The following is an 11,900-nucleotide window of genomic DNA, read 5'->3' as shown; positions in this document are numbered from 1 at the left end:
GATGCGGCGCATCAGGCGTAGGGCGGACCTTCAGGTCCGCCACCCCCCGACACGAGCGGCGCGACCGGCGGCTCAACGGCTGAAGCGCACCGGGAGTTCGAACTCGTGGCGCTCGCCGGGGAGGTCGTCCGGCACGGCGGGCAGCGGTGAGGCGCGGCGCAGGAGGTCTTCCACTTCGCTGTCCAGCAGGTCGTGGCCCGAGGACGCGATAATTTCGTACTCCTCCACCGTGCCGTCCCGGTTGACCACGAACCGCACGATCACCTCCCCCTCCTGACGGCGCATCTGCGCCTGACGGGGATAGTTCTTGCGGCGATCCAGGTAGGTGCGTAGCTCGTCACCGTAGGAGGCGATGGCCTCGGGGTCGCCCTCGACGGCCGACTGATCCTCGGTTTCGTCGGCTTCGAGCTCCGCCTCCTCGAGCCCCTCGGGCACTTCCTGCGGTTCCGGTTCGGGCTCCGGTTCGGGCTCCGGTTCGGGCTCCGGTTCGGGCTCCGGTTCGGGCTCCGGTTCGGGCTCCGGTTCGGGCTCCGGTTCGGGCTCCGGTTCGGGCTCCGGTTCGGGCTCCGGTTCGGGCTCGGGTTCGGGCTCGGGTTCGGGCTCGGGTTCGGGCTCGGGTTCGGGCTCGGGTTCGGGCTCGGGTTCGGGCTCGGGTTCGGGCTCGGGTTCGGGCTCGGGTTCCGGTTCGGGTTCCGGTTCGGGTTCCGGTTCGGGTTCCGGTTCGGGTTCCGGTTCGGGTTCCACGTCCTCCGCGCCGTCCGGCTCACCGGCCGTGGGTGTCAGCGTGATCTCGATACCCGGTGCGCGCTGGTCCTCGGGCTCCGCCTCGTCGTCGCGGAACAGCCCCAGCACCGCCAGATGCAGCACCAGCGCCAGAACCAGCGCGATCAGCCAGTGGTGCCAACGCAAGCCGCCCATGACTCAGTCACCACCCTCCGTGGTCAGGAGCAGCAGTCGCTCCAGACCGGCGTCACGCAATCGATCCATGAGGTCCAGCAGGCGGCTGGAGCCGACAGCGCCATCCGCCTTCAGGCGCAGCTCGAATTCGGGTTCCTCCTCCAGCCGCTGCTCCAGCACGCGGATCAGGGCGTCGTCGCCCTCGAGTTCCTCGCCTTCAAAGGCCAACTGTCCGTCGGCGCCAAGGAGCAGCACCCCTTCGCCGTCGTCGGCTTCCTGACCCGCACGGGATTCGGGCGGATCCACGTCGAACGGGTCCGGTGTCGTGAAGGTACCGGCCAGCATGAAGAAGATCAGCAGCAGAAAGACGATGTTGATCAGCGGGATGACCGGCTCGCCGAATTCGCGGCGATTGGGTGCAGGCAGGCGCATGTCAGTCCTCCCGCTGCAGGCTGATGCGCACGCCGTCGACCTGGTTGAGGCGCTCCATGACGGTCACCAGCCGCTGCAGCGGCACGTCGCCCTCGGGGCGTACAACCACCACCCGCTCGGGGTCCGAGCTGATGGCGTCCGCGATTGCGTCAGCCACGGCGGACAGCGCCATGCCGTCACCGTCCAGGGAGACACTGTCGTCACCCACACGCACCACCAGCGGCGGTGCCTCCTCTTCGGAGGGGGCAGTGGCCTCCGCCGGAACGTTCAGCTCCAGTGATCGCCACTCGGTAAACGTCGACGCCAGCATGAAGAACACCAGCAGAATGAAGACCACGTCGATGAGTGGTGTCAGCGACGGTTTGCGGCGGCGCGGGCGGTCTGTGTACTCAATGTGCATCAGCGGCGCGTTTGGACTGCAGGCTGGCCACGCTCTGGTCCTGCGCATCCGGTGCGTGGCCGGCACGCAGGCCCTGGGTGAAGACCTGGGTGACCGCATCTTCCATGCGATGCCGGAAGCGGTCGACCCGCCCTTCGAACCAGTTGAGCAGGATGACCGCCGGGATTGCCACGGCCAGGCCGACGGCGGTGGTCAGCAACGCCTCCCATATACCGCCGGAGAGCAGCGCCGGATCCACCTGACTGCCGGCACCCTCGAGCTGCCGAAAAGCGTCGATCATGCCCAGCACTGTGCCCAGAAGGCCGATCAACGGCGCCAGGGAGCCGATCACCTCCAGCCCGCGCAGGTAGCTGCGCAGGGCGTCCAGGTAACCGGTGGCCACGCGCGTGACCTCTTCGCGGACCAGGTCCATGGGTACGTCCGGGTCACGGCGGCCGCGGATTGCGGTTTCCATGACCCGTGCGGCGGGATTGCGCTCATCGGCCAGACGCGCCAGCACGGCGTCGTCACGCCCCTGACGCAGCTCGTCCAGGCAGCCGTTCACGAACCCCAGGCGCGTGATGCGCAGGCGCTGGAACTGCCACAGTTTCAGCAGGCCGATGGCAATGCCCACCACGGACATCAGAAGCAGGACAGCGACGACCGGCCCACCGAGATCAAGCAGAACGCCCAGTCGATCCGATAGCGCCGTCACCGCGGCCGGGTCTGCCATGGAAAACCACCTCGAAATAACACGGAATCCCTTGCGGAATTCGATGGATGAAGAGGGTCAAAAGGCTATTCTAATTGCGAATCATTTGCAACTGGATAACCCGGAATACGCAGGCCCACGACACCCTTCAACTGCTTGCCGGGCCGGGGAAATCTGCTTAGGATTCCCGTGCCTGAAGCGTAGACTACTATGATAACGCACAGCGGATGCCCGGGCGCGCGCGGCACAACATGCGCGCCGCCCACCCCCACGATGGACAAGACACAGCGGAGATGGCGATGAGCGAGATGAACCTGGAACAGGCCCGCTTCAACATGGTGGAACAGCAGATTCGGACCTGGGACGTGCTGGACCCGCGGGTCCTGGAGGTGCTGGAGACCATGCCGCGGGAGCGCTTCGTCCCGGATCACCTGCGCAATCTGGCGTTCTCCGACATGAACCTGCCCATCGGCCACGACGAGGTCATGCTCTCCCCCAAGCAGGAGGGCCGGCTGCTGCAGGCCGCGGAGATCTACCCATCCGAGCAGGTGCTGGAGATTGGCACCGGAAGTGGCTACCTCACCGCCTGCATCGCCCACATGGCCGATCACGTCACCAGCGTTGACTACTATCAGGACTTCATCGACACGGCGGGCGACCGGCTGCAGCGCGAGGCCATCCGCAACGTGACCCTGAAGCAGGGTGACGCGGCCGCCGGCTGGGACGACGGCAAGCGCTACGACTCCATCATCGTCAGCGGCGGCCTGCCGGAGCTGCACACGGGCTTCCACCACTCGCTGACCATCGGCGGCCGACTGGTGCTGATCGTCGGCGAGGCGCCGATCATGGAAGGGCTGCTGATCACGCGCGTAGCCGAGGACCAGTGGTCCACGGAGAGCCTGTTCGATACCTGGCTGCCAACGCTGGTGAACGCCCCGCGCACCCGCGCATTCGACTTCTAGCACGGCTGAATCGCCATGACGGACGATGCGGACGTCATCATCATCGGCGGTGGCATGGTTGGTGCCACCCTGGCCGGGCTGCTCGCCCGGGACGGGATCAAAGTCACCGTGGTCGAAAGCCAGCCCGCTCCGCACGTAGACGCGCAGGCGCCGCTGGATCTGCGCGTGTCGTCCGTGAACATCGCCAACGCGGAACTCTTCAAGCGCATCGGCGCGTGGGAGTTCATGACCAACGTGCGCGTGTGCCCGTTCCGACGGCTGCGGGTGTGGGATCAGGGCGGCGGCGAGACCCGTTTCGATGCCCGCGAGACGGGTCATGACTGGTTCGGCTGGTTTGTCGAGAACAGCGTCATCCAGGCGGGGCTTTACCAGGCACTGGCCGAACAGCCCAACGTCCACTGGCTGGCCCCGGAGACGCCGGAAGCGATCACCAACGACGGTGACGCCGTCACGGTGCGGCTGGCATCAGGCACGACGCTGCGCGGGCGGCTGCTGGTGGGCGCCGACGGCGCCCGCTCCATGGTGCGGGAGCACGCGGGCATTGCCGTGCACCACACCGACTACGACCAGCGCGCGCTCATCATCAACGTGGCCACGGAGCTGCCGCAGCAGGATCAGACCTGGCAACGATTCACCCCGGATGGCCCGCAGGCGTTTCTGCCCCTGACCGGCAACCGGGCGTCGCTGGTGTGGTACGGGCGACCCGACGCGATCCGCATCCTGGAATCCCTGGACGACGACATGCTCGCCCAGGAGATCGTCGACACTTTCCCGGAAGACCTGGGCGGCATTACCGCCGTACTCGGCCGCGCCAGCTTCCCCATCCGCCGCCAGCACGCGGCCTGTTACACGGCAAGCCGCCTGGCACTGGTGGGCGACGCCGCCCACGCCATCCACCCTCTGGTGGGCCAGGGTCTGAACCTGGGCCTGCAGGGGGTGGAGACGCTGGCGCAGGTGATCCACACCGCCCATGCGGGCGGGCGGGATCCCGGCGCGGCGGCGGTGCTGGCTGAATACGAGCATCGCCACCGCGCGCGGGCGCTGACCATGATGGTTGCCACCGATGCGTTCCATCGCCTGTTCACCCGCGAGCCGGGCATGCTGACGCGCATCGGCAATGGCGTGCTGAGGCTGGCCGACAAGGCGCCCACGGGCCGCAAACAGGTGATGCGCCACGCCATGGGCCTGCCGCTCTGGGGCTAGCCGGTCAGGCCTTTTCCCATAACGTGTCGACCAGCGCCATGACCCGTTCGGTGGCGCCGCGGTTGGCTTCCATCAGCCCCAGCGCCCGCCGCCCCATGTCCGCCCGCTGTTCCGGACGCTCCAACAGTTCGATGACCGCGTCGGCGAGCAGGTGCGGATCCGCCACCTGATAGAGCCCGCGCCGCGCCACCAGTTGCTGGACGATCTGCTCGAAATTGAACGTATGGGGCCCGACCAGCACCGGCAGGCCAAGGGCAGCGGGCTCCAGCACGTTCTGCCCGCCCAGGGGCACCAGACTGCCACCCACGAAGGCCACATCGGCGGCGGCGTAGAACACATACAGCTCGCCCATGGTGTCGCCCAGCAGGATCTGGGCATCACTCCCGCAGGGGGCTTCGCTACTGCGCAGCACCACCGAGTAGCCCCGGTCACGGCACAGCGCGGCCACGCGCTGGAAGCGGTCCGGATGGCGCGGCACCAGCAGCAGCAGCACGTCCGGCAGGTGGCGTCGCACCTCGTCGTAGGCCTGGAGCACCAGCTCCTCCTCGCCATCGCGGGTGCTGGCGGCCACCCACACCGGTCGCTCGCTGCCTAGGGCGCCGCGCAGGGCCTCACCCTGCTCCCGGGCGCTGGCCGGTACGGTCATATCGAACTTGAGATTACCGGTGACCGTCACCCGCTCCGGGGGCGCCCCCAGGTGGATCAGACGCCGCGCGTGTTCGCGGGTCTGGGCGGCGATGGCCGTGGGACAGGTCAGCACGTCAGCCATCAGCCGCCGAACGCGCCGGTACCCCCGCGCGCTGGCCGCCGACAGCCGCGCGTTCACCAGCAGCAGCGGAATCCCGCGGCGATTGACGGCGGCGAACAGGTTGGGCCAGAGCTCCATCTCCATGATCACCGCCATGCGCGGGCGCAGCGCCCGGAGGAAACCGGCCACCGCGTGGGGATAGTCGAACGGCAGATAGGCGTGGTGCACGCCCTCGCCAAACAGCCGCGCCACGTGGGCGGCGCCCGTGGGGGTCATGGTGGTGACCACCAGCGGCGTCTCCGGGTAGGTGGCACGAAGCTGGCGGATGAACACCGCCGCCGCCTGCACCTCGCCCATGGAGGCAGCGTGCACCCAGATGGCGTCGCGCGGCGCATCGGGCGCCCGCAGGCCGAACCGCTGCGCCCACTGGGCCTGGTAGTCCGGCTCCCGCCATGCGCGCAAGGCGAGATAGCCCAGCAACAGGGGCGTGAACAGGTAGAGCAAAGCGCTGTAGACGTGCCGCATCACGCACCTTCCGCTGGCAGGGTGAGACGGTCCTGCGGCGCGGTGGCGAGCAGCGCACCGATGCGCTCGAGGACGTCGTCCACGGTAATCAGCTCCATGGCGTCGGGCTTGCGCACGCGCCGGCCCCAGTCGATGTCGTCCACACGCTTGCCGAGCTCCGCGCGCACCGCCTCGGGGTAGCGGTTCACCACCCACTGCTGGCTGAGATATGGCCCGGTGCGCCATGGATTGGAGGTGGCGTAGAGCCCGACCACCGGCGTGCCGGCGGCCACGGCCATGTGCGCGGGGCCTGAGTCCGGCGATACCAGTACGGTGGCCCGCTGCAGCAGGGCGAACAGCTCCTTGAGCGACGTCTGGCCGATGCGGTCGATGACGGGCACGCCCGCTTCCCGCTGAATGGCCTCGGCGTAGGCGCGCTCCTCGTCGCTGGGCCCGCCGGTGAGGAGCACCTGCATGCCTTGCTCGCGCACGGCCCAGCGCGCCACGGCGGCATAGCGCTCGGCGGGCCAGTTGCGGAAGTTGTTGAAGCGCTGGCTGCTGCAGGGGCTAATCACCAGCGTGGGGGCGTCGTCGGGGATGAGGGCCTCGGCAGCGGCCCGGGCGTCGGCCGGCACGGGCACGTCCCAGCGCAGCACGCGCTCGTGCAGGCCCATGGCGCGCAGGAAATCGAAGAAGCCGTCCATGACGTGCGCCTTCGGGTGCGGGGCGATGCGGCGGTTGACGAACAACCCGTGCAAATCCTTGCTGCGGTCGCGGTCGAATCCGAGCCGCAGCGGCGCGCGCACGGCACGGGAGGCGAGACTGGCACGCAGCGCCACCTGCATGAGCAGCATGGCATCGAACCGCTGGCCGGCGAGCTGGGCCTTCAGGGCGCGGCGCCCGGCGCGGCCGGCCTTCTTGTCGAAGGTGATACACTCCACGCCGTCCAGATCACCGAGCAGTGCCGCCTCGGTACGGCCGATGATCCAGGTGATGCGCGTGCGCGGCCACGCCGCCTGCAGCGTGCGCACCACGGGCACCATGTGACAGCAGTCACCGATGGCGGAGAGCCGGAACAGGCACAGCCGTTCCGGAGGTTCGGCGAAGGATATGGCTGGGGTATGAACCATCAGGTCGTACAACAATCCGGGGCGACGCACTCCATCCATGATCCACGCTTCGTGGATCCCCTGCCGGCGTGGCTGTTCGACCCGCAGACGCTGCACGCCCGTGGTCTGGTCACCGGCAGCAGCGTCGGCCGCAACAGTGCGTGGTTCTTCACCTGCGCCGACACACCCATGGTGCTGCGCCATTACTGGCGCGGGGGCATCGTCGCGCGTTTCGCCAGGGATGTCTATGTCTGGACGGGCCGCGAGCGCACGCGGCCGTTCCGGGAATGGCGGCTGATGGCGGAGCTGCGCCGCCGCGGCCTGCCCGTGCCGGCACCGGTGGCGGCGCGCGCGGTACGCGCGGGCCCTGGCTACCGGGCGGATCTGGTGACCGCCACCATTCCCGGCGCCGCCCCACTGGATGAGCGCATCCACGCCGGCATGGCCGGCACCCGCACCTGGCATCGGGTGGGCGTTGCCATCCGCCAGTGCCACGAGGCCGGTGCCTTTCATGCGGACCTCAACGTGCGCAACATCCTGCTGGACGACCGCGATCAGCCCTGGCTCATCGACTGGGATCAGGGGCAGCTCAAGCGCCCCGACCCCGGATGGCAGCAGGCCAACCTCGACCGGCTGCGCCGCTCCATCGCCAAGGACCCCACCGTGGAGGCGGCGGCCCAGGGCGGCTGGGAGGCGCTGATGGATGGCTACGGACGGGACTGACGAATCCGCTCCACAATCCCGGTGGTCGACACCCCATCGACGAAATCCAGCACCACCACCTCGCCGCCGTTCGCCCGCACCACATCCGCGCCGGCAATGGCTTCCGGGTCGTAATCGCCCCCCTTGACCAGCACGTCCGGCACCACCGCGCCGATCAGGCGCGCCGGCGTGTCCTCGCTGAACGGCACCACATAATCCACCGCCGCCAGCGCGGCGAGCACCTCCATGCGCTGCTGTACGGGCGTCAGCGGCCGCTCCGGCCCCTTGAGGCGCGACACGGACGCGTCATCGTTCACGGCCACCACGAGGCGATCCCCCAGGGCGCTGGCCTGCTGCAGATAGGCGACGTGGCCGGCGTGGAGCAGATCGAAACAGCCGTTGGTGAACACCACCCGCTCACCGCGGGCGCGCGCATCGGCCACAAGCTCCAGCAGACGGGGCTCGTCCACCGGCCCCTGATCCGCCTCGCGCAGGCCGTGGAGGGCGTGACGCAGCTCCGCCTGGGTGACCGTGGCCGTGCCCACCTTGGCCACCACCAACCCGGCGGCGACGTTGGCCAGGGCGGTGGCCACCTGCAGCTCCGACCCGGCGGCGAGCGCTGCCGCCAGCACGGAGATGACCGTGTCGCCGGCGCCGGTGACGTCATAGACCTCGCGGGCGTGGGCCGGTAGATGTAGGGCGGGCGCGTCGCGCGTGACCAGCGTCATGCCCCGCTCACCGCGGGTGACCAGCAGCGCGCCGAAACCGTACTCCGCCAGCAGCCCCGTGGCCCGTTCCACCAGAGTGTCGTCGTCCGGGCAGGGGCCGACCACCGCCTCGAACTCCCCGAGGTTCGGGGTGAGCAGGTCCGCCCCGGCGTAGCGGGCGAAGTCCGTGCCCTTCGGATCCACCAGCACTCGGCAGCCGGCGTCGCGGGCCGTGTCGATCATGGCGCGGGACTCCGCCAGCGCGCCCTTGGCGTAGTCCGAGAGAATCACCACCGACGCTTCGCGCACCGCTTCCGCGAACGGGGCGATCATGGCGCTGCGGTCCGCCGGCGCAAAGGGCTCCTCGAAATCCATGCGCAGCAACTGCTGCCGCCGGCTGAGCACCCGCAGCTTGCAGATCGTCGGGTGACCGGCCACCCGCTGCAGCCGACAGGTCACCCCCTGCTCGACCAGGCGCGCTTCCAGGGTGTTGGCGGCGGCGTCGTCCCCGGTAAGCCCTAGCACCTGGGCGTGCCCCTGGAGCGCCGCCACGTTCAGGGCCACGTTCGCCGCCCCGCCGGGCCGCTCCTCCACACCGCCCACGTGCACCACGGGCACCGGGGCCTCGGGCGATATGCGGCCGGTGCTGCCGTGCCAGTAGCGGTCGAGCATGAGATCGCCCGCGACCAGCACCCGGGCCTGTGAGAAATCCGGTAACGTGAGTTGCATCTGCGTCTTCCGCCCGTGGAAAATACGCAGCATTTTACAGAATTGAGCGCCTCGCTGGGCGATACTCCCGCCCCGAACGCACTGAATCGGAGCCCTGTGTGGCGAAACGCAAACGCAAGAAGCGCCAGCACTACCCAGAGCACCCTGCGCATCCGTACAACTGGGGCCAGACGGCCACGGTCGCGGCGCTGTGGCTGCTCGCCCGGCTGCCCTATCGCCTCGGGCTTCGCGTGGGCAGCGCCCTGGGCGGGCTGGCGTACCACATTGCCCGGGAACGGCGTGAGATCACCCGGCGCAACCTGAAGCTGTGTTTCCCGGAGAAGTCGGCGGATGAGCGCGAACGCCTGGTGCGGGATAACTTCCGCGCCACCGGCCGCTCCGTTGTCGAGACGGCCCTGGGGTGGTTCGGCGGCCCACAGGTGGAGCGGATCCCGTTCGAGGTGCGTGGCGAGGAGCACATCCGCAGTGCACTGGCGACGGGCCGACCGGTGATCATGCTCTCCGGGCACTTTCTCAGCGTAGAACTGGCCGCGCGGCGGCTGCCGGATGATATTCCCATGGTCGCCATGTACAAGCCCATGAACAAGAAAAAGGTCATGGACAACGCCATGCTCAAGGCCCGCCGCCGCAACGTGAACGACGCCGTCTCCAAGGACGACACCCGCGGCCTGCTTCGCTCTCTGAAGAAGGGCCTGCCCATCTGGTACGCCGGCGATCAGGACTACGGCCGCAAGCACAGCGTATTCGCCCCGTTCTTCGGCGTGCCGGCCGCGACGATCACGGCCCTCGGCCGGCTCGCGAAGATGACCAAGGCCTCGGTGGTGCCACTATTCTTCTTCCGCAAGGACGACGGCACCTACCTGATCGAGTTCCAGCCCGCGCTGGAGAACTTCCCCTCGGAGGACGACGTCGAGGACGCCACCCGCATGAACCGCATCGTCGAAGACGCCGTGCGCCGCTATCCGGAGCAGTATCTGTGGATGCATCGGCGGTTCAAGCGGCAGGCATCGCCCGAAACCAATCTGTATCAGACCTAACCACTCCACTTATGGATAACACGCATGGAAAACAGGGAGATGATGTGACGGCATCGGCGAACACGACCCCCTGCTCAACACCCGAACATCATTCGTTGTTCTTACGAGTATCCGGCTGGCTCGCGACGGCCGGGTGCATCCTGCTGCTACTCTCCGTGAGTGTCTCCAAGGCCGGACAGAACATAGGTGGCGGACTGCTACTCTTGGCTTTTCTCACCGCGGGCGCCCAAGTCTGGAGGGAAGCATTACGTCACCGGATCGTTTGGGCAACTCTGGCCTGGATCGCTGCCATAACTGCATCGATGATCTACGCAGCCACTGCTGTCGGGGTTCCGCTGGAAGAGCAGACCACTCATCTCTGGCGCTTCTCACGCCTGTTCCTGATACCGCTGGTGGCCTGGGGCGTAGCCGTAAGCAGACTGGGGCCTCATAACGCCTATGTCATCCTGTTCGCCGCGTTCGTCCTGGGGACGCTCTACCATATGTCAGCAGCCGGGTGGCCTTGGTTCTTCACGCACTCCGGACGCGCAGACATTTCCGGGGAAAACGTACAGTTCTATGGTCTGCTCAGCGCCACGGCGTTGATCGCCGCCATGGTATTCGGCAGCGCGGTACACCGCCACGTCTACACCACTGCACGTCGGGTCGCTCACTACACGCTTTGGGGTGTCGTCGCCCTTGCCGCGATCCAGGGACTTTTCATTTCATTAGCGCGAGGCGCATTCCTTGCTTTGGCAGTAGCGGGAACAGTCTGGTGCGGCCTCACTGCTTGGCGAACTCTGTACCACAGTACGCTGCGGTGGCCCCACGCTCTCGCCACTGCCTCAATCACCATTGGAATAGCGACGGCGATCGTCTACAGCGGCGTCGTGGATCATTCGATTGGACGGGTGCAGACAGACGTGGAGGCCCTGATGGCGGGTCCTGACCCCGAGACTGGCTTCTTCCAGGATCGCAGCATGGGTATCCGCCTCAACCAGTGGCAAGTGGGGTTGAGTGCATTCTTTGATCACAGCCTGCTTGGCCATGGAACAGACGGCTCACGCTTCGTACGCGACAATGCCGAGTTGCCCGAGCGCTCTGCGAGGGCGGCACCTCATCACTTTCACAACATCTACATCGACGTACTGATCCGGTTCGGCATACTCGGAGCGCTGGTAATTGGCTGGTTCACGGTGGAGTACCTGCGCGCCATAAGGCATGCGAACCCTGACACCAGCCCCCCAATCGCACCCTTTGCCATGCTTGCGCTGCTACTTTTCCTGGTTGCTGGGCTAACCCAGACTTACTGGACGTCGCAGGTGACCTGGTTCTACCTCGCGGCGGTTTTTGGACCTGCATGCGCTGGCACCTTCACTCATCCGAGCCAAGGAGGCAGATGATGCTAACGCCATTCAAGCGTGTTTCACGCTACGTCACAGACCAAAGGCGGCGGGCGAAGTCTCGCCGCATCGAAGCGGCTCCGTTCTACTGCTCGTACCCTTATAGTGGCCCCGTCAGCCTAGCCAGCCTGGACTCGAGGGTCGCCATCGACTTTGAACTCGGTTTCCTCTACAACCGTGTCCTCAAAGCCGCGAATACCACCATCATCGCAACCTTGGCATCGTTGAAAGCCGACGATAACGGCAACCCGAAGAACCTCTTCCGGAAACCGCTTAGGCTCAACTTTCAAGTGCAACACCTGACCCCTTCGGAGGTAGGCTGTTGCGATGAATACTGGATACCGACACCTCAGCAGTGAAGAGCGCGCCGTGATCTTCTGTGAACACCAACGGGGCA

General features: G+C 67.3%; 12 protein-coding genes. 5 read left to right on the top strand and 7 right to left on the bottom strand.

Annotated elements, in window-relative coordinates; all coding sequences use genetic code 11:
• Nucleotides 1-72 precede the first annotated feature (72 nt).
• Genes ACNSTU_RS14620 through ACNSTU_RS14605 form a run of 4 tightly spaced genes read right to left on the bottom strand, consistent with a single transcriptional unit; the run spans nucleotide 73 to nucleotide 2,441 of the window.
• Nucleotides 73-918 (bottom strand): energy transducer TonB, encoded by an 846-nt coding sequence (locus tag ACNSTU_RS14620; RefSeq protein WP_418212550.1) that lies wholly within the window; start codon nucleotides 916-918, stop codon nucleotides 73-75.
• Nucleotides 919-921: 3 nt separating this feature from the next.
• Complete coding sequence (locus tag ACNSTU_RS14615; RefSeq protein WP_290637238.1) at nucleotides 922-1,329, bottom strand: ExbD/TolR family protein; 408 nt, start codon at nucleotides 1,327-1,329, stop codon at nucleotides 922-924.
• Between the two features lies 1 nt (nucleotide 1,330).
• Nucleotides 1,331-1,729: an ExbD/TolR family protein gene (locus ACNSTU_RS14610; protein WP_290637240.1), complete on the bottom strand. Its 399-nt coding sequence runs from the start codon at nucleotides 1,727-1,729 to the stop codon at nucleotides 1,331-1,333.
• A complete protein-coding gene (locus ACNSTU_RS14605; protein ID WP_290635741.1) occupies nucleotides 1,719-2,441 on the bottom strand; it encodes a MotA/TolQ/ExbB proton channel family protein in 723 nt (240 codons plus the stop codon). The genes ACNSTU_RS14610 and ACNSTU_RS14605 overlap by 11 nt, the downstream gene beginning before the upstream one ends.
• A 278-nt stretch (nucleotides 2,442-2,719) precedes the next feature.
• Between ACNSTU_RS14605 and ACNSTU_RS14600 the strand changes: the two genes are divergently transcribed.
• Nucleotides 2,720-3,382 (top strand): protein-L-isoaspartate O-methyltransferase family protein, encoded by a 663-nt coding sequence (locus ACNSTU_RS14600; RefSeq protein WP_290635739.1) that lies wholly within the window; start codon nucleotides 2,720-2,722, stop codon nucleotides 3,380-3,382.
• A 15-nt stretch (nucleotides 3,383-3,397) separates the two neighbouring features.
• Nucleotides 3,398-4,585, top strand: coding sequence for a UbiH/UbiF/VisC/COQ6 family ubiquinone biosynthesis hydroxylase (locus ACNSTU_RS14595; RefSeq protein WP_290635737.1), 1,188 nt, complete (start codon nucleotides 3,398-3,400; stop codon nucleotides 4,583-4,585).
• 4 nt (nucleotides 4,586-4,589) lie between these two features.
• Here ACNSTU_RS14595 and waaA read toward each other — a convergent pair whose 3' ends face one another.
• Nucleotides 4,590-5,858, bottom strand: a complete 1,269-nt coding sequence (waaA, locus tag ACNSTU_RS14590) for a lipid IV(A) 3-deoxy-D-manno-octulosonic acid transferase (RefSeq protein WP_290635735.1) — start codon at nucleotides 5,856-5,858, stop codon at nucleotides 4,590-4,592.
• Complete coding sequence (locus ACNSTU_RS14585; protein WP_418212549.1) at nucleotides 5,858-6,967, bottom strand: glycosyltransferase family 9 protein; 1,110 nt, start codon at nucleotides 6,965-6,967, stop codon at nucleotides 5,858-5,860. The genes waaA and ACNSTU_RS14585 overlap by 1 nt, the downstream gene beginning before the upstream one ends.
• Here ACNSTU_RS14585 and ACNSTU_RS14580 point away from each other — a divergent pair.
• Nucleotides 6,959-7,669 carry a 3-deoxy-D-manno-octulosonic acid kinase gene (locus ACNSTU_RS14580; RefSeq protein ID WP_418212548.1) on the top strand — a complete coding sequence of 237 codons (711 nt, stop codon included), beginning with the start codon at nucleotides 6,959-6,961 and terminating at the stop codon, nucleotides 7,667-7,669. The genes ACNSTU_RS14585 and ACNSTU_RS14580 overlap by 9 nt on opposite strands.
• Here the strand turns inward: ACNSTU_RS14580 and hldE are convergent.
• Nucleotides 7,654-9,084: a bifunctional D-glycero-beta-D-manno-heptose-7-phosphate kinase/D-glycero-beta-D-manno-heptose 1-phosphate adenylyltransferase HldE gene (gene hldE, locus ACNSTU_RS14575; protein WP_418212547.1), complete on the bottom strand. Its 1,431-nt coding sequence runs from the start codon at nucleotides 9,082-9,084 to the stop codon at nucleotides 7,654-7,656. The two genes, ACNSTU_RS14580 and hldE, sit on opposite strands and share 16 nt — an antisense overlap.
• Nucleotides 9,085-9,182: 98 nt before the next feature.
• Between hldE and ACNSTU_RS14570 the strand changes: the two genes are divergently transcribed.
• Both ACNSTU_RS14570 and ACNSTU_RS14565 read left to right on the top strand, forming a co-directional pair.
• A complete protein-coding gene (locus ACNSTU_RS14570; RefSeq protein ID WP_418212546.1) occupies nucleotides 9,183-10,121 on the top strand; it encodes a lysophospholipid acyltransferase family protein in 939 nt (312 codons plus the stop codon).
• Nucleotides 10,061-11,503 (top strand): O-antigen ligase family protein, encoded by a 1,443-nt coding sequence (locus tag ACNSTU_RS14565; RefSeq protein WP_418212545.1) that lies wholly within the window; start codon nucleotides 10,061-10,063, stop codon nucleotides 11,501-11,503. The genes ACNSTU_RS14570 and ACNSTU_RS14565 overlap by 61 nt, the downstream gene beginning before the upstream one ends.
• The last annotated feature ends 397 nt before the right edge of the window (nucleotides 11,504-11,900 follow it).

The organism is Aquisalimonas sp. APHAB1-3 (assembly GCF_048323695.1).
In the GTDB taxonomy this organism is placed as follows: Bacteria; Pseudomonadota; Gammaproteobacteria; order Nitrococcales; family Aquisalimonadaceae; genus Aquisalimonas.
The sequence above is the reverse complement of the archived record's forward strand: the minus strand, read 5'-3'. Positions and strand labels throughout refer to the sequence as shown.

Bases quoted from the DNA above. Each gene is read 5' to 3' on its own strand.
- waaA (WP_290635735.1), bottom strand. From the start codon at position 5,858: ATGCGGCACGTCTACAGCGCTTTGCTCTACCTGTTCACGCCCCTGTTG.
- ACNSTU_RS14580 (WP_418212548.1), top strand. From the start codon at position 6,959: ATGAACCATCAGGTCGTACAACAATCCGGGGCGACGCACTCCATCCAT.
- hldE (WP_418212547.1), bottom strand. From the start codon at position 9,084: ATGCAACTCACGTTACCGGATTTCTCACAGGCCCGGGTGCTGGTCGCG.
- ACNSTU_RS14605 (WP_290635741.1), bottom strand. From the start codon at position 2,441: ATGGCAGACCCGGCCGCGGTGACGGCGCTATCGGATCGACTGGGCGTT.
- ACNSTU_RS14600 (WP_290635739.1), top strand. From the start codon at position 2,720: ATGAGCGAGATGAACCTGGAACAGGCCCGCTTCAACATGGTGGAACAG.
- ACNSTU_RS14620 (WP_418212550.1), bottom strand. From the start codon at position 918: ATGGGCGGCTTGCGTTGGCACCACTGGCTGATCGCGCTGGTTCTGGCG.
- ACNSTU_RS14585 (WP_418212549.1), bottom strand. From the start codon at position 6,967: ATGGTTCATACCCCAGCCATATCCTTCGCCGAACCTCCGGAACGGCTG.
- ACNSTU_RS14610 (WP_290637240.1), bottom strand. From the start codon at position 1,729: ATGCACATTGAGTACACAGACCGCCCGCGCCGCCGCAAACCGTCGCTG.
- ACNSTU_RS14595 (WP_290635737.1), top strand. From the start codon at position 3,398: ATGACGGACGATGCGGACGTCATCATCATCGGCGGTGGCATGGTTGGT.
- ACNSTU_RS14615 (WP_290637238.1), bottom strand. From the start codon at position 1,329: ATGCGCCTGCCTGCACCCAATCGCCGCGAATTCGGCGAGCCGGTCATC.